Source organism: Brucella pseudogrignonensis, assembly GCF_031454375.1.
GTDB classification, from domain to species: domain Bacteria; phylum Pseudomonadota; class Alphaproteobacteria; order Rhizobiales; family Rhizobiaceae; genus Brucella; species Brucella pseudogrignonensis_A.
Genome location: NZ_JAVDQT010000001.1, coordinates 671,463 through 693,622, shown reverse-complemented (window position 1 = coordinate 693,622; position 22,160 = coordinate 671,463). Strand labels below are relative to the sequence as shown.

The window sequence follows — 22,160 nt, the reverse complement described above, 5'->3', positions numbered from 1 at the left end:
GCATTATATCAACGCGATCACGCGTGCTGGTTTGCGTGCAAAGACATTAAATTGTCTTGCTCAAGCGCATTCCAGCTTTCGTGCAAGGAGGACAAAATCCGAGAGAAATCGCGCGGATAATTAAACAGGTGTGAAATGACGAAGAACTGGACCCCGAATTCCTGGAGAGACAAACCGATCAAGCAAGTGCCGTTTTATCCAGACGCACAGGCTTTGACCGATGTTGAGGCTCGCCTTCGTACCTATCCACCGCTCGTTTTTGCCGGCGAGGCACGCAAGCTGAAAACACAGCTTGCGGCCGTTGCCGAAGGAAAAGCATTTCTGCTTCAGGGCGGCGATTGTGCGGAGAGTTTCGCAGAACATGGCGCGGATAATATTCGCGACTTTTTCCGCGTCTTTTTGCAGATGGCCGTTGTACTGACTTTTGGTGCTTCCAAGCCAGTTGTTAAGGTTGGCCGTATTGCTGGTCAGTTCGCAAAGCCGCGTTCGTCCGATATGGAAACGCTCAACGGTGTTGAGCTGCCTTCATATCGCGGCGACATCATCAACGGCATCGATTTCGATGAGGCTTCGCGTATCCCTGATCCGCAGCGTCAGGACATGGCTTACCGCCAGTCTGCTGCGACGCTGAACCTGCTGCGAGCCTTCGCACAGGGCGGCTACGCAAACCTTGAGAACGTGCATCAGTGGATGCTCGGCTTTGTTGGCAAAAGCCCGCAGGCAGAGCGCTATGCCGCTCTCGCGCAGCGTATTTCGGAAACGATGAACTTCATGCGCGCCATCGGGATTACTTCCGATAGCAATCATTCGTTGCGTGAAACCGATTTCTACACCAGCCATGAAGCTTTGCTGCTTGGCTATGAAGAAGCGCTTACACGCGTCGATTCGACCTCTGGCGACTGGTACGGCACTTCAGGTCACATGATCTGGATTGGCGACCGTACACGTCAGGCCGATCATGCGCATATCGAATATTGCCGTGGCATCAAGAACCCGCTCGGTCTGAAATGTGGCCCGTCGTTGCAGCCGGATGATCTCATCCGTCTGATTGATCTTCTCAACCCTGAAAACGAAGCTGGTCGTCTGACGCTCATCGCTCGTTTCGGCTACGATAAGGTCGGCGATCATCTGCCACAGCTCATCCGTGCTGTTGAACGTGAAGGCCGCAAGGTCGTCTGGTCTTGTGATCCGATGCACGGCAACACGATCACCGCTGGCGGCTACAAGACGCGTCCGTTCGACCGTATCCTCAAGGAAGTAGAATCCTTCTTCGCAATCCATCGTGCCGAAGGTTCGCATCCGGGTGGTATCCATGTCGAAATGACTGGCAAGAATGTTACCGAATGCACGGGCGGCGCTCGCGCTATTTCGGCGGAAGATCTGCATGATCGTTACCACACGCATTGCGATCCACGCCTCAACGCCGATCAGGCACTTGAGCTGGCTTTCCTTCTGGCAGAACTGCTCAAGAAGGAACGCGATGCAGGGACAGAAAAGCAGGCTGTTAACGCCTGATTGGGTAAAGTCACTTTGAAATAATGGCAGGGCGGAGAATTCATTCTCCGCCCTGTTGCTTTTCAGTTGAAGACGCTTATTGATCTTTGCAAAACCTTTAGGGGGCATCCATGAAGCGGATTTTTCTGGCGTTTCTAAATTCAATGCGTGCTCTCAGGCACTTGGCGAAGCACGAGAAAGCAGTTCAGCAGGAGCTGGTACTTTTTCTTCTGTCGCTCCCAATCGCGTTCTTTGTTGCCCCAACGTGGCTGACATTTCTGCTGATGACAGGATCGATCCTGTTTCTAATTCTGGTCGAAGTGCTCAACACCGGAATCGAAGCGACCTGCGATGCCGTTTCGCGCGATTTCCATAAGGAAATTCAGATTGCCAAAGATTGTGGTTCGCTGGCCGTTCTGATCGCCGTCATTTTTGTAGCCGTTACATGGGTCTACATTATCGTTACAACCTATCTGATCTGACAAAGAACTGTCGTTCTTCCACGCAATCCGTTGCAATTAAATGCACAAGCGCGCTAAAGCTTGCGCATGACCAGCGTTAGCGAGAATCTCGATATGCTTCGTATTGCCGTTGCACAGCTCAATCCTGTAATGGGCGACATCGCCGGAAATCTTGCGAAGGCGCGCACAGCACGCGCGCAAGCCGCCCAAATGAACGCTGATCTTGTGATGTTCACGGAGCTGTTCATTGCGGGCTATCCGCCGGAAGATCTGGTTCTCAAAACTGCTTTTGTTGCAGCCTGCGAAAAAGCAGTGAAAGAACTGGCTAAAGACACAGCAGACGGCGGGCCGGGTGTAATTATCGGCACGCCTTTGCAGCGCGATAGTGGTTTGCACAATTCGATTGCAGTTTTGGACGGCGGCGAAATCATCGCTGAGCGTTTTAAAGTCGATCTGCCGAACTATGGCGAGTTTGATGAAAAGCGCGTTTTCCAGCCCGGCCCGATGCCGGGACCAGTCAATTTCCGTGGTGTACGCATCGGTATTCCAATCTGCGAGGACATCTGGGGCGAGTTGGGTGTTGCTGAAACGCTTGCCGAGAGCGGCGCAGAACTGCTGCTGGTGCCAAATGGTTCGCCTTATCACCGCGCTAAGATCGAGCGCCGCTATCAGGTTGTACTGAAGCAGGTTATCGAAACCGAATTGCCCATGCTCTATGCCAACCAGATGGGCGGGCAGGACGAACTGGTGTTCGACGGCGGCTCGTTTGCCTTCAATACTGATAAGAGTCTTTGCCTGCAAATGCCGCAGTTCGCAGAAGCCATCACTCTGACTGTCTGGAAGCGCGAAGCTGACGGCTGGCGCTGTGAAGATGCTGAAAAGGCAAAACTGCCGGAAGGTCTTGAAGCCGATTATGCGGCCTGTATGTTGGGCCTGCGTGATTATGTGAATAAGAACGGCTTCAAGGATGTTGTGCTTGGCTTGTCGGGCGGTATCGACTCGGCAATCTGTGCTGCTCTTGGGGTTGATGCACTGGGTAAAGATCGCGTGCGTTGCGTCATGCTGCCTTATCGCTACACATCGGAAGAATCGCTGAAAGACGCTGCCGATTGCGCAAAGGCACTCGGCGTGCGTTACGATATTGTGCCGATTGCAGAGCCGGTCGAAGGTTTTCTTTCTGCGCTCAAGCCAATGTTTGAAGGCACGGAAAGCGGCGTTACCGAAGAAAATCTGCAAAGCCGTGCACGTGGCACTATTCTTATGGCCATCTCCAACAAGTTTGGCTCAATGGTTGTGACCACTGGCAACAAATCGGAAATGTCAGTCGGCTATGCAACGCTTTATGGCGATATGAATGGCGGCTTCAACCCCATCAAGGACGTCTATAAGATGCAGGTGTTCGCGCTGTCTGAATGGCGCAACAACAATGTTCCGGTGGGAAGCCTTGGCCCATCCGGTGAAGTCATCCCGACCAACATTATTACGAAGGCGCCATCGGCCGAATTGCGCGAAAACCAGACTGATCAGGATAGTCTTCCGCCTTATCCGGTGTTGGATGACATTCTTGAATGCCTCGTTGAAAACGAGATGAGCAATGCCGAGATTGTTGCGCGTGGTCATCCGCTTGAGACAGTGCAACGGATCGAGCACCTGCTCAATCTGGCTGAATACAAGCGCCGACAATCGGCACCCGGTGTTAAAATTACCAAGAAGAATTTCGGACGTGATCGTCGTTATCCAATAACGAACCGCTTCCGCGACCGCTGAAAGATTTAGTCATGACCGTAACTGTTCGTTTTGCGCCGTCCCCGACGGGCTATATTCATATTGGCAATACACGCACCGCGCTTTCAAATTGGCTTTACGCCAAGAAGAATGGCGGCAATTTCATCCTGCGTTATGATGATACCGACGTTGAACGTTCTAAGCAGGAATATGCAGACGCAATTGCTGTCGATCTCGCATGGCTCGGTGTCACACCTGACCGTGTCGAATATCAGTCAAAGCGCTTTGACGTTTATGCCAAGGCCGTCGAAAAGCTGAAAGCGGGGGGGCTTCTCTATGCGTGCTATGAAACAGCAGAAGATCTGGAGCGCCGTCGCAGGCTCCGTTTGGCCCGTAAGCTTCCACCAGTTTACGGTCGTGAAGCACTAAGGCTGACGGATGAAGAGAAAGCAGTCTTTGAAGCGGAAGGCCGCAAGCCGCATTGGCGTTTTCTCCTACCGAACTTTGAAAGCGATCCTTTCAACACCACACGCACTGAAGTGCATTGGGATGATCTGGTTCGTGGACCACAGACCGTTGATCTGGCTTCGATGTCTGATCCAGTGCTGGTTCGTGAAGACGGAACATATCTCTACACGCTGCCGTCTGTTGTCGATGATATCGATCTCGGCATCACGCATATTATTCGTGGCGATGACCATGTAACCAATTCCGGCGTGCAGATTGCCATCTTCAAAGCGCTTGGCGCAGAGCCGCCGATCTTTGGCCATCACAACTTGCTGACCACGGTTTCGGGCGAGGGACTTTCCAAGCGCTCCGGTGCATTGTCAGTCGGTAGCTTGCGCGAAGGCGGTTATGAACCGATGTCGGTTGCGTCTCTCGCAATCCTAATTGGTACTTCGGAATCTGTGTCAGCTGCGTCCGATATGGATGCGCTGGCAGAGCGATTTGACCTGGCTGCAATTTCAAAGTCATCGGCAAAGTTTGACCCGGCCGAACTGGATACGCTCAACCGTGCACTGCTGCATGAAATGCCATTTGATAAGGCGAAAGATCGTCTCGAAGCAATGGGTATTTCGGGTGAAAAGGCAGAGCCATTCTGGATGACTGTGCGCGGCAATCTTGAACGCTTCAATGATGTTGCCCATTGGTGGCAGATCATTACCGGCGACTTGCCCGAAAAGCCTGAACTATCTAAAGAGGATCAGGCTTTTGTGAATGAAGCCTTCACATTGCTTCCCGCAGAACCGTGGGACAAACAGACCTGGAAGATATGGACCGATGCTGTGAAGGCAGCAACGGGACGCAAGGGCAAGACACTGTTCATGCCCCTGCGCCTTGCACTTACTGGGCAGCTTCACGGTCCGGAGCTTGCGGACCTACTGGTTTTGATTGGTCCTCAAGGAACGAAGAACCGACAACTCTAACCTTTGAGCTTTGCGAATAATCTCGCTCTACCGGCGCTGTCGTTGCAGACTGCGAAGCTGCCGCCGATGGAGCGTTTGATGCTGGAGTGCTTGATGCCGGACTAATTGACGCTGGACTGCGATAATCAGTCTGTTTCAATGGCTCGTGTGAAATCGACGTGTAAGTTGGCTTCGGCATCTCTTGATAGCCCGGAACCACAACGTCCTCTACCGGATCCGTAACAACATAAGTTGCCGGTTCACCGTTGTTCTTCGCCGATTTGTTAACGGCCGCTTTTTTAGGGGCTGTCTTTTGCTGCTTTCGGACTGGTATCCATGTTGCAGTACAAGCTTGAACAAACTTCCCAGCGTGAGATTTGCCAGCAATTGTTGCATTTAGCTCCGCAAGCTGCAGTTCCAGAATCTTAATATCTGACTTGAGCTTATCTGCTCGGTTTTTAATTCGAATGCAGGCGGCTGAGTTGCTTCCGCTCAAGCAGCTTTGCCTGGACATCTGAGTCTGTGTCCGCGCTAACTGGGATTTTGTTTGCTCCAGCTTAGCTTTAGTCGTTTTAACATTACTTGTTAATCTAACCTTTTCAGCCGGCGTACATTGCTGCGCCGGTTGGATAGTCGTACATCCTGAAATAAGCACAGAAGCTGTTAAAAGAATTGATGGAGTTATAAAACGCATCAAATATCGGTTTGAGATTTTCATAGAACAAGCCCGTCCTGATTGTTCGTATGGCTGAATGTGCTCCTTTTAAGTAAAAAAAACATAAACGCCAAGTATTATTTGTATACTTGGCGTTTATGGATTTATCTATTTTTGCTTTTTGATTTTATTATTAATCACTTTTTCTTGATATTATCGCCAGTGCGCTGAAGTGCTTCAACTACAGCGAGTGCGGTCATGTTGACTACACCTCGGGAAGTAACCGATGGCGTCAAGATATGAGCAGGGCGCGCAGCACCAAGTAGAATTGGGCCAACATGCAACGCGTCCGTTACTGTCTTCACGACGTTCAGCGTGATGTTTGCCGCATCAAGATTAGGGAAGACCAGCAGATTTGCTTCACCCTTTAGTCGCGAATTTGGGAACACGCGATCACGTAATGCCTGCGAGAGCGCGGAATCGCCATGCATTTCACCATCCGATTCAAGCTCCGGCGCTTTTTCAGCAAGGATTGCGGCGGCGCGACGCATTTTCTCGGCACTTGCCGATTCCTTTGAACCGAAATTGGAATGCGAAACCAGCGCAGCCTTTGGCTCAATGCCAAAGCGGCGGATTTCTTTCGCAGCCAGAATTGCCATTTCAGCAATTTCTTCGGCTTCAGGCTCCACGGTTACGTAAGTATCGGTCAGGAACAATGCACCACGCTGTGAGATCAACAGGCTCAATGCCGAATAATCACTGATGCCCGGCAGCTTGCCAATGATCTGTTTTACAACGCGGGTATGGCGCTCAAAACGGCCTTCAAGGCCACAGATCATCGCATCCGCTTCATCACGCATCACAGCAAGAGCAGCAATGGCAGTCGAGTTCGTGCGAACGATTGTACGTGCCGCTTCTGGTGTTACACCCTGACGACCTGTGTAAGACAGATAGAGATCAACATAGTCACGGTAACGCGGATCATCTTCCGGGTTAATCAGGTCGAAATCTGTACCCGCACGGATTTTAAGACCATAGCGATTTAAGCGTGCTTCAATAACACTTGGACGACCGACGAGAATAGGCGAAGCGATGCGCTCTTCAATGACAACTTGGGCAGCGCGCAATACGCGTTCATCTTCACCATCGGCATAGATCACGCGCATTGGCTTGCTCTGCGCGCGTGCTGCCGCGAAGACCGGCTTCATAATAAGGCCAGAACGGAAAACAAAACGTGTCAGGCGATCCGTATAAGCTTCCCAGTCTTCGATCGGGCGGGTTGCAACACCACTATCCATTGCAGCCTTTGCAACAGCAGGTGCGATACGCAGGATCAGACGCTGATCAAACGGCGATGGAATGATATAGTTTGGACCGAATGTCGGTGTGTCTCCAGAATACGCGCGGGCCGCAACGTCTGAAGGCTCTTCACGGGCAAGCGACGCAATAGCGCGCACTGCAGCGAGCTTCATTTCCTCGTTGATTGCCGTTGCGCCAACATCAAGTGCACCACGGAAAATATAAGGGAAGCAGAGAACGTTGTTCACCTGGTTCGGATAGTCAGAACGGCCGGTGCAGATCATGGCATCGGAACGCGCTTCGCGTGCAGCTTCAGGCATGATTTCAGGGTTTGGATTGGCCAGTGCCATAATCAGCGGCTTTTCAGCCATCTGCTTGAGAAGTTCAGGCTTTAGAACGCCCGCAGCGGAAAGACCGAGGAACACATCTGCGCCGCCAATAACATCGGCCAGAACACGCGCGTCGGTCTTCTGCGCGTAAACGTCCTTCCAGCGGTCCATAAGCACCGGACGACCTTCATAGACCACGCCTTCAAGATCGCAGACGAAAATGTTTTCGCGCTTTGCACCAAGTTTAACGAGCAGGTTAAGGCAGGCGAGAGCCGCAGCACCCGCGCCAGACGTCACAATCTTGGCGCTCGTAATATCTTTTCCTGCCAGTTCCAGACCATTCAGAACGGCTGCCGCAACAATAATCGCGGTTCCATGCTGATCGTCATGGAATACCGGAATATTCATCTTTGCGCGCAGCTGTTCTTCAACCTCGAAACATTCAGGTGCTTTGATGTCTTCGAGATTAATACCGCCAAAAGTTGGCTCAAGCGCAGAAACTACATCGACCATACGGTCGATTTCCAGTGCATCGATTTCAATGTCGAAAACATCGATGTCAGCGAATTTCTTGAAAAGAACAGCCTTGCCTTCCATCACTGGCTTGGATGCAAGCGCGCCGATATTACCGAGACCGAGAACCGCAGTGCCGTTTGAAACAACAGCTACCAGATTACCGCGCGCCGTATATTCGGCAGCGGTGGATGGATCTTCGTGGATTGCAAGGCAGGGTGCTGCAACGCCCGGCGAATAAGCAAGCGCTAGATCGCGCTGATTGCCGAGCGGCTTAGTCGCTTGAATTTCGAGCTTACCGGGTTTCGGATAGCGGTGAAAGAACAGTGCCGCTTCATCAAAATCCGAACGCGTGGAAGTGGAGGGTGTCTTTTTATTCGTCATGATCGCATCGCTTTCCGGTTCGTACGCGCGGCTGAAGGGGGAACCACACAATGACGCTTATTTGCGTCTGTTGAGCCAATATCGTTCTTATCTCAAACTATCAAATCACTACAGGCATGTTTTCGAGAAGCAGTTATTCCGCAATCGCGGGGTTTCTCAGCCAAACAGCCTATTATTTCGTCAGACATGCCACCAGCAGACACCCGCAATCAACCAGATTCTGGTTGACGCGCGGAAATGTCCACCGCTCAGGTAGCTCATTTACATCACAACTTTCAATTCACAATGCTCGTCATATGTCTGTGACATGAATCGGGTTTTGTCTGCTCAGTTTCGGGTTGCCAGATGGAAGGACAACCACATGAGCGAAGAACAGATCGAACCAAAAAAATATCGCACTTTATTTATTTCAGACGTGCATCTTGGTTCGAAAGCAGCTCAAGCCGAGCTATTGCTTGATTTTCTGCGCACTCACGAAGCAGAAACCATTTATCTGGTTGGCGATATTGTTGATGGTTGGCGTCTGCGACGCAATTGGCACTGGCCGCAGGAGCATAATGATGTTGTTCAGAAGCTTTTGCGCAAGAGCCGCAAAGGTACATCAATTATATACATTGCCGGCAATCATGATGAGTTTCTGAGAAATTTTCAGGGTACGCATTTTGGCGGTATCGAGGTGATGAACCGCGCGATCCATGAAACCGCGGATGGACGCAAGTTTCTTGTCATCCATGGCGACCAGTTTGATGTTGTTGTGCGTAATGCGCGTTTTATCGCCTATCTTGGTGATTGGGCCTACGACACGGCAATCTGGATTAATACAGTGATGAGCCGGGTGCGCGCCAAGTTTGGATTGCGTTATTGGTCATTTTCCGCATGGGCAAAGTTTCGCGTTAAGAAGGCCGTTAACTTCATCGGAAATTTTGAAGACGTGGTTTCTGAAGAAGCGCAACGCATCGGCGTTGACGGCGTTATTTGCGGTCACATCCATCACGCAACCATCAGCAAGATGAATGGTGTTGAATATATCAACACGGGCGACTGGGTTGAAAGCTGCACCGCTGTCGTTGAACATTTTGATGGTCGTATGGAGTTGTTGGAATGGACCGACCGTCTCGGCCAGCGATCATCGCTTCCTTCCGCTCAAGACGGCAATAAGGTGATTAGGTTGCCGCGCGTAGCGCGAAAAACAGCGAACGGCAGCAAATGAAGAAGCTGGTGATCGTTTCGGACGCTTGGCACCCACAGGTAAATGGCGTTGTGAGGACACTGACCAAATGCTGTGAACTGATGACTGAGCGCGGTTACGAAGTTATCGTTATCTCACCGCAGGACTATCGCTCTTTTCCATGCCCGACCTATCCTGAAATCCGGTTGGCAATGACAACACCATCGGCGCTTCGGCAAAAATTGGTCGGCTTGCAGCCCGATTATGTGCATATCGCAACCGAAGGTCCGCTTGGAATTATGGCGCGGCGTGCATGTATTAAGATGGGCTGGAGCTTTACCACCAGCTTTCATACCCGCTTTGCGGAATATGTCAGAGATCGGTTTCCAATTCCGCTGAGCTGGACCTATTCGTTTTTACGTAAATTCCATAATGCCGCATCCCATACACTTGTCCCAACACAGTCTATTCTCAATGACTTGCATTCGCGTGGGTTTACGGGACTTGAATTATGGACGCGGGGCGTGGATCGTCGTCTGTTTCATTCGCAAAACGATGTAACGAAAGATTTGCCGCAGCCCGTATTTATCTGTGTGGGTCGCGTGGCAACTGAAAAAAACCTGCCAGCATTCCTTGAACTAGATTTGCCCGGGACCAAGCTCATTGTCGGAGACGGACCGGCGCTTGAAGACCTTAAAGCTCGTTTTCCGAATGCCGTATTCATTGGCAAAAAAGAAGGCGATGAATTGGCTAAAGCTTATGCATCAGCCGACGTATTTGTGTTTCCTAGCAGAACCGACACATTTGGTCTGGTTCTGCTTGAAGCGATTTCATCGGGTTTACCTGTTGCTGCTTTTCCAGTTCCGGGGTCTTCTGATGTTGTCGGAGCCACCGGCGCTGGAGTTTTATCTGAGGACCTGCACGCCGCTTGTCTGGCGGCGCTTGAGATGCCTGCATTCGATCCTGCTGAGGTGCTCAAACCTTTCACATGGGATGCCTGCGCGGATATTTTCGAAAATGTGCTTGCAGCAACCAACAGTGTCAATCAGCGATCAAACAACTTATATGATCAGCCCCAGAGCGTGGCTTCCGGCGGATAAACAAGTGCACCTTCATATTTAAGGCCCGGAGCACGGTCCTTCGCAAGAAGCAATGGTCCATCAAGATCGACAACATCGGCCTTCTGCGCGAGCAAAACTGCCGGCGCCATTCCAAGCGACGTGCCGACCATACAACCAACCATCACTTTTAAACCAAGCGATATGGCCTTCTCACGCATAACCAGTCCTTCGGTGAGCCCGCCCGCCTTATCGAGCTTGATGTTGACCGCACCATAACGGGTCGCCAAGTCTTCCAGTCCAACAGATGTATGCACGCTCTCATCTGCGCAGATAATCACTGGTCGATCTATGCGGCTTAAAATTTCGTCTTTGCCTGCAGGCAAAGGCTGTTCAATCAAAACTACGCCAGCTTTAGCTGCCGCAGCCATGTTTTCTTCGATGTTATCGTCAGTCCAGCCTTCATTGGCATCAATGATTATTCGGCTGTTTGGAGCAGCATTTGCAACGGCATGAATGCGCTCAATATCATTGTCGCCGCCCATTTTTACTTTAATCAATGGATAATGAGCAACTTTAGCGGTCGATTCCGCCATCTCTTCAGGTGTACCAAGCGATACGGTGATCGCAGTTTCAAGAGGATGGGGTAGGGTGCCAAGCGTGTCCGCAACACGCTTGCCCGATAGCTTTGCTTCCAGATCCCAAAAAGCACAATCAACGGCATTTCTTGCTGCGCCTGCGGGCATGAGCGTTTGAATAGTCAGACGATCCGCACCGCTTTCTATCGCACTCCGCACCGCTTCAATCTGTTCACTGACGCTCTCGATTGATTCTCCATATCGTGCATAAGGTACACATTCACCGCGCCCCAATTTTCCATTGTGGCTTATTTCACAAACTATGACCAAAGCTTCGGTCTTTGAGCCGCGAGAGATTGTGAATTTTCCGGCAATGGGATAGCATTCTTGGATGATTTTCAAACTATTGTGCATGGATATGCCCTTTAGGACGCAGTATTTCGGTCGTGAACCGACTCGTATAAGAGGTTAGGCCATGTTGACCGACACTGCCGACAAAGCAAGTGCTGCTTCTGATGTCGCGCCAAAGATTGATTTGGCCGAGCATGAAGGCGCGCGCCTCGTAAATCTTAGCGGACGCTGGGTTTCGCAAACTATTGGCATTGTCGACAAGAAGATGCGTGAGCTGGAAAATGTTGGCGGCTCGCATTCAATTATTATCGATGCAACGAATGTTGCGGGACTTGATACTGCTGGCGCTTGGTTGATTGAACGCCTGCGCCAGAGGCTGGTGTCTCAGAATATCGATGTTCATCTTGAAGGTGTCAGACCTGCATGGCTACCGCTCGTTGAGGAGGTAGGTAATTCGGTTGAGCGTACCCTTGATGTAAAGCCAGAGAAAAAGCCGTTTTTTCTCATCAAAATGCTGGACTCTATCGGACGAGGCGTCGCCTCGGTTTACGAAGATTTCCTGATGGCGATGCACATTCTGGGGGCAACCATTCGTGGCGCACAGCTTAAAGCCGGGCGCGGCAGTGGCATCCCATTTCCGGCGATTGTAAAGCAGATTGATCGGATGGGGGTCGGTGCAATCCCGATCATCGTCCTCATGTCAACGATTGTTGGTGCAATCATTGCACAGCAGGGCGCTTTTCAGTTGCGCTACTTCGGCGCGGAAATATTTGTCGTCGACCTAGTTGGTATTCTCGTTCTGCGTGAGTTGGGCGTGCTTTTGACTGCAATTATGATCGCCGGTCGTTCGGGCAGTGCGATCACAGCTGAAATTGGCTCGATGAAGATGCGGGAGGAAACCGACGCACTCACAGTAATAGGGCTTAATCCTGTGGGCGTCCTTGTCTTTCCAAGGCTTGTCGCCTTGGTGGTGATTCTGCCGCTTCTGACGATTATCGCTGATTTGTCAGCATTGGTCGGTGCAGCAGCAGTTACTTACTTTTACTCAAATATTTCGCCGGAAGCTTTCATCAGTCGCTTGCATGATGCCGTTGCACTGAACACGTATTTCGCGGGTTTGATCAAAGCTCCTTTCATGGCACTCATCATCGGCATACTTGCTTCTGTTGAAGGAATGAAAGTCGGCGGAAGTGCAGAATCACTGGGTAGCCGCGTGACAGCTTCGGTCGTCAAATCGATCTTCGTTGTCATTGTCGTAGACGGCATGTTTGCGATGTTCTATGCCGCAATTGACTTCTAACCTTATAGTTTTGCAACTTTATGGGGTCTTTCGGACACAATAAGGGATAAAACTGAAGAAAGCCGTTTCTCGCGGTTCAGTCTCGCAATAAGCTCGGATAAAGAATATTCATGGAGACGAGTATAGATAATCAGCCGCAATTGCAGGACGTTGGCAACAACGATCAGCCTGTACCGATCATTTCTGTGCGGGATGTCACCGTTGGTTTTGGCGGTCGTGCGCCTGTGCTCGATAATCTTTCACTCGATATTTATAAAGGTGAGGTTCTCGGCTTTATCGGGCCTTCTGGCTCAGGTAAATCCGTGCTGACCCGAACCATTCTGGGCTTGAATAAAAAGCAGGCAGGACAGATTGAGATATTAGGAAATAATATCGATAAGCTGACCGATGTTGAGAAAATGGCTATCGACATGCGTATGGGCGTGCTGTTTCAGCACGGCGCTTTGTTCTCAGCCCTTAGCGTCCTTGAGAATATCCAGGTTCCGATGCGTGAATATCTGGATCTTCCGCCCAAATTGATGGATGAACTGGCACGCCTTAAAATCGATCTGGTTGGTCTCAGCCCTGATGCGGCGGAAAAATTCCCTTCTGAGTTATCAGGCGGCATGATTAAGCGTGCAGCATTGGCGCGAGCGCTGGCTCTCGATCCCGACATCGTGTTTCTGGATGAGCCTACATCTGGGCTTGATCCTATTGGTGCTGCGGACTTTGATGAATTGATTGCCAATCTGCGCGATACAATGGGCCTGACGGTCTTTATGGTAACGCATGATCTCGATAGTCTTTTTGCGATTTGCGACCGTATTGCCGTGTTAGGTAATAAAAAAATCTTGGTGAGCGGTTCCATTGAAGACATGCTGACTGTAGATGATCCATGGGTTAAATCCTATTTTCGAGGAAAGCGCGCACGTCAGATTGACACTTCCGCGCCGAGCAGACGTCGGCCTAACAGCCAAATGCAGACGGGATAAGATATGGAAACGAAGGCCAATTACGTTGTGGTGGGAGTTTTCACGCTGATCGTCAGCCTGCTGGCTTTCGGTTTCGTGTATTGGATTGCGCGTTACGGCGAGGCACGGGATTCTGTTGGTCTTGATGTTCGCATTCCGGGTTCTGTGACCGGCCTTGGCATCGGAAGTCAGGTTCTGTTCAACGGTATCAAGGTCGGCGACGTTCGTCGTTTGCATTTGGATGAATCCAATCCCAGCATGGTTATTGTGCAGACGCGCGTAAATGCGACGACACCGATTACACGCTCGACAAAGGCTTCACTCGGCTTTCAGGGATTGACTGGTCAGGCTTATATTGAACTGAATGGTGGCAGTCTCGAAGAGCCTAATCTGCTTACTGAAGCAGCCAAAGAAGATACGATTGCGCGTATTGATGCTGATCCTTCATCAATCAACAATCTGCTTGCAACCGCGCAGGACATTTTCGGACGCGCAAACTCGGTGCTGGGTGAACTCGAAGGCTTTGCTAAAGAAGCACGCGGCCCGCTGATCGATACGATCAACAATACAAAGACCTTTACAGATGCTTTGGCTAAGAATGCCGACGTGATAGATGAGCTTGGCTCCAACGCGGGCAACATCAATCAGATCGTTTCGGAAGCGAAGCAGATGATGGAGCGTTTGAACGCTGCGTCTGCACGTGTTGAAAACGTTATTGCTAAGGCAGACCAGCTGCTTTCGAGTGATGATAAGGATGGTCTTGTTGCACAGGCTAAGTCCACACTTGAATCGATCCGTCAGTTATCGAACAATCTCGATAAGCGCATTACGCCGATTGCCAGCAATCTTGAGCGGTTCTCCGGTTCAGGTCTGAGCGATGTTCAGGCATTGATCGGTGACAGCCGTCGCGCTGTACAGCGCGTAGAGCAGGCGATTACAGAACTAGAACGTAACCCACAGCGTTTGATCTTTGGTGGTTCCGGCAGTGTACCGCAGTATAACGGAAGGACGCGTCATTAATGTCCATTACAGGTTCTATCGTGACAAAATCCCATCGTAAGCTGATCGTTCCGCTTCTTTTGACAACCATGCTTGCCGGTTGCGGAACCACGACGCCACTCGATACATTCAGCCTGTCAGCGCCGCAACAGGTGCAAGGCACATCGGTTAGCCGTAAGAACCTCCAGATACTCGTGCCATCGCCCAATGCGCTGAAGGCGCTCGATAGCGAAAATATCGTTGTCAACACTGCGCCCGGTGCGATTGAGTACCTCAAAGGTGCACAATGGGGCGATCGATTGCCAAATCTCGTTCAGTCTCGTCTTGTGCAGGCCTATGAAAACGCTGGCGTATTCGGTGGCGTAGGCCGTCCAGGAGATGGTCTTGCAATCAACTACCAGATCCTGAGCGATCTGCGGGTATTCAGCATTCAAGCCTATGGCTCTCAGCGAGCCGCGGTCGTAGAGATCGCTGTAAGGCTGATGAACGACAAGAATGGCGAAGTGCGCTCGACACGTGTTTTCCGCGCCTCTACGCCTGTTCATGGCACGACAAACAGCGAATATGTGCGCGCGCTGGACAAGGCGTTTGATCAGGTCGCCAGTGAAATTGTCAGCTGGACAATCTCTTCACTCTGATCCTCTGAAACACTAAAATATTCAAGGCAGCCCGGTAAAACGAGCTGCTTTTTTGTTGGCCTGATTTCTTAAATTTGAGCGTGGCCGTTAGTTTGGCATAAAGTTGACGCTAAAAACCCGTAACCATCATTAAAATAAACATAAAAAAACGCAGCCATTTGGCTGCGTTTTTCTGATTTATGCTCGCTTTGATTAGCGAAGGCGTCCACTTGCGTGAGCCAGCATCGTGTAAACTTTGCCGGTGTCCGACGTCAGGTAAGTCTGTGTCACCATGTTGTCGCGGTCGTTACGTGCAACGTCTTCAAGAAGGCGCTGGAAGTCGTCCATGTAGCGATCAACGGCGCGGCGGAACTCACCATCGGTCTGATACTTCCGCTTGATGTCATCGAACGTCTGCTGACCCTTGAGGGTATAAAGACGACGCGTGAAGACATTGCGCTCACCGCGGCGGTAACGATCCCACAACTCAACCGATGCTTCATGATCAATTGCGCGTGTGATGTCCACCGAGAGCGAGTTGAGAGATTCGACAACGTGGCTTGGCGAACGTGGCGTCTGTGTTGGCTGTGCCTGAGAAGGAGCAGCAACTTCATCCTCACGCGATGCGCGTGCCAGAAGGTCAGAAACCCAGCCGCGTGGCTTTTCTGAAGGCTGCGCTGGCTGCGTAACCTTTGGAGCCTCAACAGCACGGCTGCGAACTGCAACGTCTGCCTGCTGCGGGCGTGGCGCTGCTACAGGTGCCTGAACCGGAGCAGGTGCTGCGCGCTGTGTCTGTACCGGACGTGAAACTGTACGGTCTGCACGGCTTTCGCCAACATCGACCAGACGGCCCGACTTATTGACGATTTCAGCCAGTTCTTTCAGAGCATTGATCTGCTCGCCAACTGCCTTGCGCATTGCGCTCGTCGTTTCCTTGGCTTCCGCTGGCATATCGAGAACGCCACGCTTGAGTTCGCCTCGGGTCGTGTCGAGTTCGCTGCGGATTTCCGTTGCCGTGCGACGAATGTCATCGGTAGCAGCAGAGAACTTCTGCGAAGCCTGTTCAACGATCTCAGCGACGCTTTCGCGCATCTTTTCAGCCGATGTACGTGTCTGGCCTTCGGCACGCTGGAATGCGAGCGTGACGACAGCTTCAAACGACTGCATCAACTTTTCGATGCCTTCCGACTTTTCAACCAGACCAGCAGCCAGCTTGTCGAGCGCCAGATGACGATCTTCAAGAGTACCAGCAAGACCGTTCTGTGCTGAATTGATCATATCGGAAGCGGTCGAGAGAACCTTTCCATGATCTTCAAAGCGCTCGGCAATATCTGCAATCTGCGACAGTGTTCCGTCGGACAGTGCGCGCAACGTACCAATATTCGTATCGATGAGACCAGTTGAAGCCTGGAACATCTGCGCTGCACGGTTTGCATTCTCAACAAAGCTGCTTGTGGTTTCAACGAGGCGACCATCAATGCTATTAAGATTGTTTGCAGCCGCATCGATCAACTTGCCAAGTTCGCCATTCGACGCCGAGAGGCGTTCAATCAGTTCACTGACATTTTCCGAAAGACCGGATTTGGCTTGCTGAACCGCAGCAATGGTTTCAGCTGTACGGTTTGCCAGTGCATTGACGAGAGCAGCATTTTCAGCACGCAGACGATCAGTTGCTGCATGGGTTGCCTGTTCAAGCTGTTCTGCAAGGCCGCGACCGCTATCAGCCAAACGCTGCACAAGTGGTTCGGCAGTATCGTTGAGGATCTGCGTGATTTCCTGCGAACGAGCGGAGAGAACTGCATTGAGTTCACGGGTCCGTTCTTCAAGCGTAACAGCAGTTGTGTCCGTAACCTGTGCGATACGTGCTTCAACAGAACCCAGTTCCATCGTGATACGCGAACCAATGTCTCCAAGGCGTGTCGCAATAGCATCCGCACGCTCTGTAAGACGGGCTTCGGTACCCGATAGATTTTCTGTAACGCTTGTTGAGAACGCTTCGCTATGGCCAGCGAGCGTTTCACTGGTCTTGGTTGCAGTATCAGCAATGCGTGCTTCAATCGCCGAAAGTTCGCCGGTGAGGCGGCTTTCAATAGCTTCGAGGCCACCCGCAATTGCGCTTGCACGTTCGTTAAGACGCGCTTCCGTGCCAGCCAGATTGTCAGCAACGCTCGACGAGAAGGCTTCGCTGTGGCCAGCCAGTGTTTCACTGGTCTTGCTTGCAGTATCAGCGATACGCGCTTCAATCGCCGAAAGTTCGCCGGTGAGGCGGCTTTCAATAGCTTCAAGGCCACCAGCAATCGTACTTGCACGCTCATTCAAGCGAGCTTCTGTGCCTGCGAGATTTTCAGCAACGCTTGCAGCGAAAGCTTCACCATGACCAGCGAGTGTTTCACTGGTTTTGGCCGCGGTGTCTGCAATGCTGTATTCAATCTCAGACATGCGCGATGCAATGGCATTGGCACGTTCGCTGAGGCGTTGTTCCGTAGCCGCAAGGTTGCTGCTGAGATCGGCACTGAAGGTCTGACCAAATCCATCAAGCGACTGACCAGCTTTTGCAGCTTCTGCGGAGAGAATGCTTGCTGCTTCTGTGATCTTGTCACGCAGCGAACCTGCAACCGCGCCAGCACTCTGTTCAAGCGCACGACGAACATTGTCGACGCCGATCGTAAGCGCCTTTTCCATCGTCTGGGTGCGTTCTTCGATAATGCCAGTCTGACCTTCAAAGGCGCGGCTGATGCTATCGCTGCTGTTTTCAATCGCATTGTGCAGGTTGGCTGTACGCTGCGAAAGAATATCGCCGTGATCCTGTAGCGTTTGGCTCAGCGATGCTGTGCTTTCGGTCAGTGTTTCACGAATTGCAGCCGTGCGACCTTCAATGGTCTGTTCATGACCATCAAGAATCTGGGCAAGGGCGCTATTGTGGTCGTTCAGGACAGAACGAAGACCGCTTGTGCGTTCTTCGACGCGCTGTACATGATCGGTAAATGTCGCCTCGAATGCATCGCGGCTGGCACCAATTGTTTCGCTGATTTCATGCGAACGCTCGTCGAATACACGAGCCAGTTCCTGCTGATTTCCAGCAATAAGCGCTTCTAGCGAGGCAACGCGTTCATCGAAAGTGCGTGCCAGAACTTCGCGATTTTCATTGAAGTTATCGCGCAGTGCCGTGGTGCGCTCATCCATCAGCTGAGCAAGCATAGCCTGATTGCCGGCAATCACACCGCTAAGTGAAGCGGCGCGTTCATCCAGCGAACGGGCATGATCAGCAAATGTCGCATCAAGACGCGAAGCGTTGTTTGCCATTTCTTCCTGAAGAACGTTCGTTCTGTCAGCAAGAATAGCGGCATGATGTTCGGCAGCCGAGTTGAGTGCCGAAGCGCTGTTATTAATTGCATTTTCAATGTCGTTCGTGCGGGCAGCAAGTGTATCGGCATGACCGCGAATGACAGCGGAAACCCGCTCGGTCTCACCTTCAAGCGACGCTGCAAGAACATCACGGCTTTCTGAAAGCTTACCGGCAAATGCTGCTGCATTTTCATTGAGAACATTGCCAACGCTGACGCTGATCGAGGTCAGATCATCGCTGATCTTGGCCTTTGTCTCATCAATCATCGTGCTCAGTGCATTGCGGCCACCAGAGAAGGTTTCAGCAATTTCACGGGTACGTGCAATGAGGTTTTCATTGATCTGGCGCGAGCGGGTTTCAAGAGCCGCGTTAAGCTTTTCTGTACTGCTATCAAGCGCATGAGCACGCGTTTCAAACTCTGTGAGAAGCGAGCGACCACGTTCATTAAGCGTTGTGTCGAGCTGTGTCAGACGTGCATCAAACTCACTGACCATCGACTGTGTGGCACCGCCGAGCAACGTTGCAATGCCAGCAGTACGCTCATCAAGTGCCGCGCTGACCCGTTCCGAAATTTCACGCGACTGCTGGTCGAGTGTCGTAATGCGAGAGTCGAGCTGGCTTGAGAAAGCTTCGCCAGAAGTCGTGATGCGGGTAGCAATGTCGCCGGTACGCGTTTCAATTGCATCAGCAATTGCACCGCCGCTTTCATTAATGCTGCTGATCAGACGCTCACCGGAATCGCCCAAGAGCGAGCTGAGCTGTTCAGATGCTGATGCAACATTATCACGTATGATATTGGCAGCGCTCGACAATTCTTCCTTAAGCTGCTCATGCGCACCCGTAATGGACGAGCGTACGCGCTCCGCATGGCTGACCACGGCTTCGCGTTCATTGCCAAGATCACTCACGAGCGAACGAATACGAACTTCGTTATCTGTATAAGCACGCTCAAGCTGATTGACCTCAGACTGAACAAGCGTTTCAAGCTCAACAGCGCGTGCAAGTGTGCGTTCAATTCCTTCATTCATCGCAGCAACTTCGCGACGAACTGCCTGGCTGAGCGTCGATACGCGATCCCCAGCTGCTGCTTCAGGCTGCAAGAGCTTGAGTGCTGCTTCTGACATGCTGCGTGCAGCAATATGCATTTCCTGCGCACGCTTAACGATGTGCGCAAAGCCCCAGAACATCGCGACTGGAAGTGCGACACCAGCCATCACACCGATACCGGCAGGCGAGGTAAAGAAATTCGTGGTCGCCTGAAGGCTCGAAAACACGTCAGGGCTGATTGCTTTGCTGATCGCAACACCACCGGCAGCCCAAAGGACGCTCATGGCGGTTGTCGTCCAGTAAAGCTTGGAAGAGCGTTCCGTTACGCGGCGAGGCGCAGCAGTGATTGTACGGCTGCTACGCGAATCGTCATTGGCCGGTGTAAGAGCTGCAGCAGGCGTGGCAGCAACAACAGGCGCTGGCGAAGCGGCGGGCTTCGGCGCTGCTTCCTGAGCGGCAGGTTTTGCTTTGTTGGCTGACTTTGGCGCAACATTGGCAGCTTCAGGCTTAGCAGCTGGGAAGGCAGCATTAACAACTGGCGGCATTGGCGGCGCGGCAGGGCTTGCAATGACGGAAACGGTAGCAATCGTTTCAGCCTTCGCTGTTCCGTCAGTGGTAATGTCTACAGGAGAGACAGTCGCAGCATCGACCACTTTAGTGTTCTGCTCAGCAACAAGTTCTTCGGCTGCACGCGAAATCTGCTCTTCGAGGTCATCGACAGAGAACTCTTCGTCAAGTGCACTCAGATCCATATCGATGTCAAAGTCGTCACCGAATTCGATGTCGAGTGCATGTTCAAGTGCCTGTTCAACCTCGTGGTCGAGCTTTTGCGCCTTGGATTTAGAAGCCATAGCCTTGCCTACCTCGTACTCTTTACTGCGACGGCCGGATCAACTGAGAGCCGTTACAAAACTTACTCCGCCATTTTTCATCGTATCGGCTCGGGCTTGTTAAGGAAATAGGCACCCGGGCAGGATATGTAAAACTTTAAATACAAGGTTAACAAACAGGAGAGAGCTTGCAGAAAATCCCGGAAATGCGGCGTTTTTTGGTTAACGATCATTCTGTGGAAATCGGTCTCACGCATCCTACAACCATAATACCGATACATCAATTCGTTAACAAAATTACACGTAAAAAGTGAACTGGCAATATTGCACTATTGATAGGTTGATTCATCTGTACCGCATGGCTCGGGAAAGCTGCGCACACATAGATGCAAGAAAAGGCGGGTTAAGTCAGAACCTGTGATCATAACGGCATATTGGCGCAGTTGGCTTAAACAGCGGATTATGGCGGTTGAAACTCTTTGAATAAGGCCGTATTTGCGTCTGCAAGATATTAATAGAACTCACAGCGATAACTTTGCATCGCATGAGCTTATCAAACACGCAGAACACGCGTGTTCAGGAACTTAAAATGACAAAGATTATCTTCGTATCTGCCGATGGTGCTTCACGCATTGAAGTTGAGGCTGATAACGGATCAAGTGTGATGGAAGCGGCTGTTCGCAATGGTGTGCCGGGGATCGATGCCGAATGCGGCGGTGCTTGTGCCTGCGCAACCTGTCACGTCTATATTGACGATGAATGGACTGAAGTTGTCGGCGGACCGGACGCTATGGAAGAAGACATGCTGGATTTCGCTTACGAGCCGCAACCCAACTCGCGTCTTTCCTGCCAGGTCCGTGTGAGCGACGAGCTCAACGGTGTTGTGATCAGGGTGCCAGAACGCCAGAACTAAGAACACATTATATAAAGATGCCGCTGAAATGTGTTGATGCACCTCAGCGGCATTTGTAATTTTCGTCTACTGAACCATCTTTTCGAGCTTGTATGTCAGCAAGCGTTCAAAGCGGCGCTCGAAATTGATCGTTTCAACACGATCAAAGCGTTCCTGCGCTTTATCATGTGCTGCCATCAGCTTTTCCGTTACTTTATCAATGTCAGAGCGGAGCGAGGCGCAATCTTTGCGACTACGTAGAGACCGTATTTGACGTTCCATTTCGCTCGCGTGGCTACGGGCAATCACGATATGACTCTCTTCGTGACGGCGAATATCCTGATATAGCGTATCCCAGATCAATGCGATTTCTGGTTCAGCTTTGCGGCGCTGTTTCCAGCGCGGTAGCATGACCTTAGCGTGAACGTTCACATAAACATCCTGCACCTTACAGGCTTGCTGACCTGTGGCGCGGCCATAACGAACTTTCGCATCAAACCGAATCTCGGCGGCACCCGGATGATGCTGGCCGGTCTTTTTCAGAAAAGGTCCGCTGCGCGATAATGCTTTATCGAGATCTTCCGCAGTCTTTCCGTTCACATTATAATAGCTGAAGGTACGGAAAATCGAGGCAGCCTGCGCCTGTGGTGCAATGACGGCAATAGCTAGTCCCAATGCCAGAACTCGTTTTTTCAAAGACATGTTCCGGCACCTCTTCATCAACCAGAAAGAAAATTGCAAATTCATTGATGAGCAAC

General features: G+C 51.4%; 16 protein-coding genes. 11 read left to right on the top strand and 5 right to left on the bottom strand.

The features are described from left to right. The first annotated feature begins 135 nt into the window (after nucleotides 1–135). From J2782_RS03310 to gltX, 4 genes are all read left to right on the top strand, one after another. Nucleotides 136–1,515 (top strand): class II 3-deoxy-7-phosphoheptulonate synthase, encoded by a 1,380-nt coding sequence (locus tag J2782_RS03310; RefSeq protein ID WP_250040760.1) that lies wholly within the window; start codon nucleotides 136–138, stop codon nucleotides 1,513–1,515. A gap of 110 nt (nucleotides 1,516–1,625) precedes the next feature. Continuing rightward, nucleotides 1,626–1,976: a diacylglycerol kinase gene (locus J2782_RS03305; protein WP_310010123.1), complete on the top strand. Its 351-nt coding sequence runs from the start codon at nucleotides 1,626–1,628 to the stop codon at nucleotides 1,974–1,976. 66 nt (nucleotides 1,977–2,042) lie between these two features. Continuing rightward, the gene (locus J2782_RS03300; protein WP_310010122.1) at nucleotides 2,043–3,722 is read left to right on the top strand and encodes an NAD+ synthase; all 1,680 of its coding nucleotides are present in this window, start codon (nucleotides 2,043–2,045) and stop codon (nucleotides 3,720–3,722) included. 11 nt (nucleotides 3,723–3,733) lie between these two features. Next, nucleotides 3,734–5,107, top strand: a complete 1,374-nt coding sequence (gene gltX / locus J2782_RS03295) for a glutamate--tRNA ligase (protein WP_310010120.1) — start codon at nucleotides 3,734–3,736, stop codon at nucleotides 5,105–5,107. On the opposite strand, the gene J2782_RS03290 is transcribed toward gltX, so the two are convergent. After that, the gene (locus J2782_RS03290; protein ID WP_310010118.1) at nucleotides 5,025–5,804 is read right to left on the bottom strand and encodes a hypothetical protein; all 780 of its coding nucleotides are present in this window, start codon (nucleotides 5,802–5,804) and stop codon (nucleotides 5,025–5,027) included. The two genes, gltX and J2782_RS03290, sit on opposite strands and share 83 nt — an antisense overlap. 134 nt (nucleotides 5,805–5,938) lie before the next feature. Continuing rightward, on the bottom strand, nucleotides 5,939–8,266 hold the full coding sequence (locus tag J2782_RS03285) for an NADP-dependent malic enzyme (protein WP_310010117.1): 2,328 nt from the start codon (nucleotides 8,264–8,266) through the stop codon (nucleotides 5,939–5,941). A gap of 361 nt (nucleotides 8,267–8,627) precedes the next feature. On the opposite strand from J2782_RS03285, the gene J2782_RS03280 reads away from it, so the two are divergent. Together J2782_RS03280 and J2782_RS03275 are read left to right on the top strand one after the other, a co-directional pair. Then, complete coding sequence (locus J2782_RS03280; protein WP_310010116.1) at nucleotides 8,628–9,476, top strand: UDP-2,3-diacylglucosamine diphosphatase; 849 nt, start codon at nucleotides 8,628–8,630, stop codon at nucleotides 9,474–9,476. Further along, entirely contained in the window at nucleotides 9,473–10,534 is a 1,062-nt protein-coding gene (locus J2782_RS03275) for a glycosyltransferase family 4 protein (protein WP_310010115.1), read from the top strand. The genes J2782_RS03280 and J2782_RS03275 overlap by 4 nt, the downstream gene beginning before the upstream one ends. Here the strand turns inward: J2782_RS03275 and dgcA are convergent. Next, nucleotides 10,504–11,484, bottom strand: coding sequence for an N-acetyl-D-Glu racemase DgcA (gene dgcA / locus J2782_RS03270; RefSeq protein WP_310010114.1), 981 nt, complete (start codon nucleotides 11,482–11,484; stop codon nucleotides 10,504–10,506). The two genes, J2782_RS03275 and dgcA, sit on opposite strands and share 31 nt — an antisense overlap. Nucleotides 11,485–11,545: 61 nt before the next feature. Between dgcA and J2782_RS03265 the strand changes: the two genes are divergently transcribed. From J2782_RS03265 to J2782_RS03250, 4 genes are all read left to right on the top strand, one after another. Next, nucleotides 11,546–12,721 carry an ABC transporter permease gene (locus tag J2782_RS03265; protein ID WP_310010113.1) on the top strand — a complete coding sequence of 392 codons (1,176 nt, stop codon included), beginning with the start codon at nucleotides 11,546–11,548 and terminating at the stop codon, nucleotides 12,719–12,721. A gap of 110 nt (nucleotides 12,722–12,831) precedes the next feature. Beyond that, nucleotides 12,832–13,692 (top strand): ABC transporter ATP-binding protein, encoded by an 861-nt coding sequence (locus J2782_RS03260; protein ID WP_310010111.1) that lies wholly within the window; start codon nucleotides 12,832–12,834, stop codon nucleotides 13,690–13,692. Between the two features lie 3 nt (nucleotides 13,693–13,695). Continuing rightward, a complete protein-coding gene (locus J2782_RS03255; RefSeq protein WP_310010109.1) occupies nucleotides 13,696–14,691 on the top strand; it encodes an MlaD family protein in 996 nt (331 codons plus the stop codon). Continuing rightward, nucleotides 14,691–15,308: an ABC-type transport auxiliary lipoprotein family protein gene (locus J2782_RS03250; RefSeq protein WP_310010108.1), complete on the top strand. Its 618-nt coding sequence runs from the start codon at nucleotides 14,691–14,693 to the stop codon at nucleotides 15,306–15,308. Before J2782_RS03255 ends, J2782_RS03250 begins: the two co-directional genes overlap by 1 nt. A gap of 192 nt (nucleotides 15,309–15,500) precedes the next feature. On the opposite strand, the gene J2782_RS03245 is transcribed toward J2782_RS03250, so the two are convergent. Next, the gene (locus tag J2782_RS03245; protein ID WP_310010107.1) at nucleotides 15,501–20,531 is read right to left on the bottom strand and encodes an apolipoprotein A-IV repeat region-like domain-containing protein; all 5,031 of its coding nucleotides are present in this window, start codon (nucleotides 20,529–20,531) and stop codon (nucleotides 15,501–15,503) included. A 568-nt stretch (nucleotides 20,532–21,099) separates the two neighbouring features. Here J2782_RS03245 and J2782_RS03240 point away from each other — a divergent pair. Further along, nucleotides 21,100–21,423 carry a 2Fe-2S iron-sulfur cluster-binding protein gene (locus J2782_RS03240; RefSeq protein ID WP_250040736.1) on the top strand — a complete coding sequence of 108 codons (324 nt, stop codon included), beginning with the start codon at nucleotides 21,100–21,102 and terminating at the stop codon, nucleotides 21,421–21,423. Nucleotides 21,424–21,489: 66 nt separating this feature from the next. Here the strand turns inward: J2782_RS03240 and J2782_RS03235 are convergent, their stop codons facing one another. Further along, a complete protein-coding gene (locus tag J2782_RS03235; RefSeq protein WP_310010105.1) occupies nucleotides 21,490–22,104 on the bottom strand; it encodes a DUF922 domain-containing Zn-dependent protease in 615 nt (204 codons plus the stop codon). Nucleotides 22,105–22,160 lie beyond the last annotated feature (56 nt).

Excerpts from the sequence above, each read along its gene's own strand:
- J2782_RS03240 (WP_250040736.1), top strand. The coding sequence starts at position 21,100 with ATGACAAAGATTATCTTCGTATCTGCCGATGGTGCTTCACGCATTGAA.
- J2782_RS03235 (WP_310010105.1), bottom strand. The coding sequence starts at position 22,104 with ATGTCTTTGAAAAAACGAGTTCTGGCATTGGGACTAGCTATTGCCGTC.
- J2782_RS03260 (WP_310010111.1), top strand. The coding sequence starts at position 12,832 with ATGGAGACGAGTATAGATAATCAGCCGCAATTGCAGGACGTTGGCAAC.
- dgcA (WP_310010114.1), bottom strand. The coding sequence starts at position 11,484 with ATGCACAATAGTTTGAAAATCATCCAAGAATGCTATCCCATTGCCGGA.
- J2782_RS03290 (WP_310010118.1), bottom strand. The coding sequence starts at position 5,804 with ATGAAAATCTCAAACCGATATTTGATGCGTTTTATAACTCCATCAATT.
- J2782_RS03300 (WP_310010122.1), top strand. The coding sequence starts at position 2,043 with ATGACCAGCGTTAGCGAGAATCTCGATATGCTTCGTATTGCCGTTGCA.
- gltX (WP_310010120.1), top strand. The coding sequence starts at position 3,734 with ATGACCGTAACTGTTCGTTTTGCGCCGTCCCCGACGGGCTATATTCAT.
- J2782_RS03310 (WP_250040760.1), top strand. The coding sequence starts at position 136 with ATGACGAAGAACTGGACCCCGAATTCCTGGAGAGACAAACCGATCAAG.
- J2782_RS03255 (WP_310010109.1), top strand. The coding sequence starts at position 13,696 with ATGGAAACGAAGGCCAATTACGTTGTGGTGGGAGTTTTCACGCTGATC.
- J2782_RS03265 (WP_310010113.1), top strand. The coding sequence starts at position 11,546 with ATGTTGACCGACACTGCCGACAAAGCAAGTGCTGCTTCTGATGTCGCG.
- J2782_RS03280 (WP_310010116.1), top strand. The coding sequence starts at position 8,628 with ATGAGCGAAGAACAGATCGAACCAAAAAAATATCGCACTTTATTTATT.
- J2782_RS03305 (WP_310010123.1), top strand. The coding sequence starts at position 1,626 with ATGAAGCGGATTTTTCTGGCGTTTCTAAATTCAATGCGTGCTCTCAGG.
- J2782_RS03275 (WP_310010115.1), top strand. The coding sequence starts at position 9,473 with ATGAAGAAGCTGGTGATCGTTTCGGACGCTTGGCACCCACAGGTAAAT.
- J2782_RS03250 (WP_310010108.1), top strand. The coding sequence starts at position 14,691 with ATGTCCATTACAGGTTCTATCGTGACAAAATCCCATCGTAAGCTGATC.
- J2782_RS03285 (WP_310010117.1), bottom strand. The coding sequence starts at position 8,266 with ATGACGAATAAAAAGACACCCTCCACTTCCACGCGTTCGGATTTTGAT.
- J2782_RS03245 (WP_310010107.1), bottom strand. The coding sequence starts at position 20,531 with ATGGCTTCTAAATCCAAGGCGCAAAAGCTCGACCACGAGGTTGAACAG.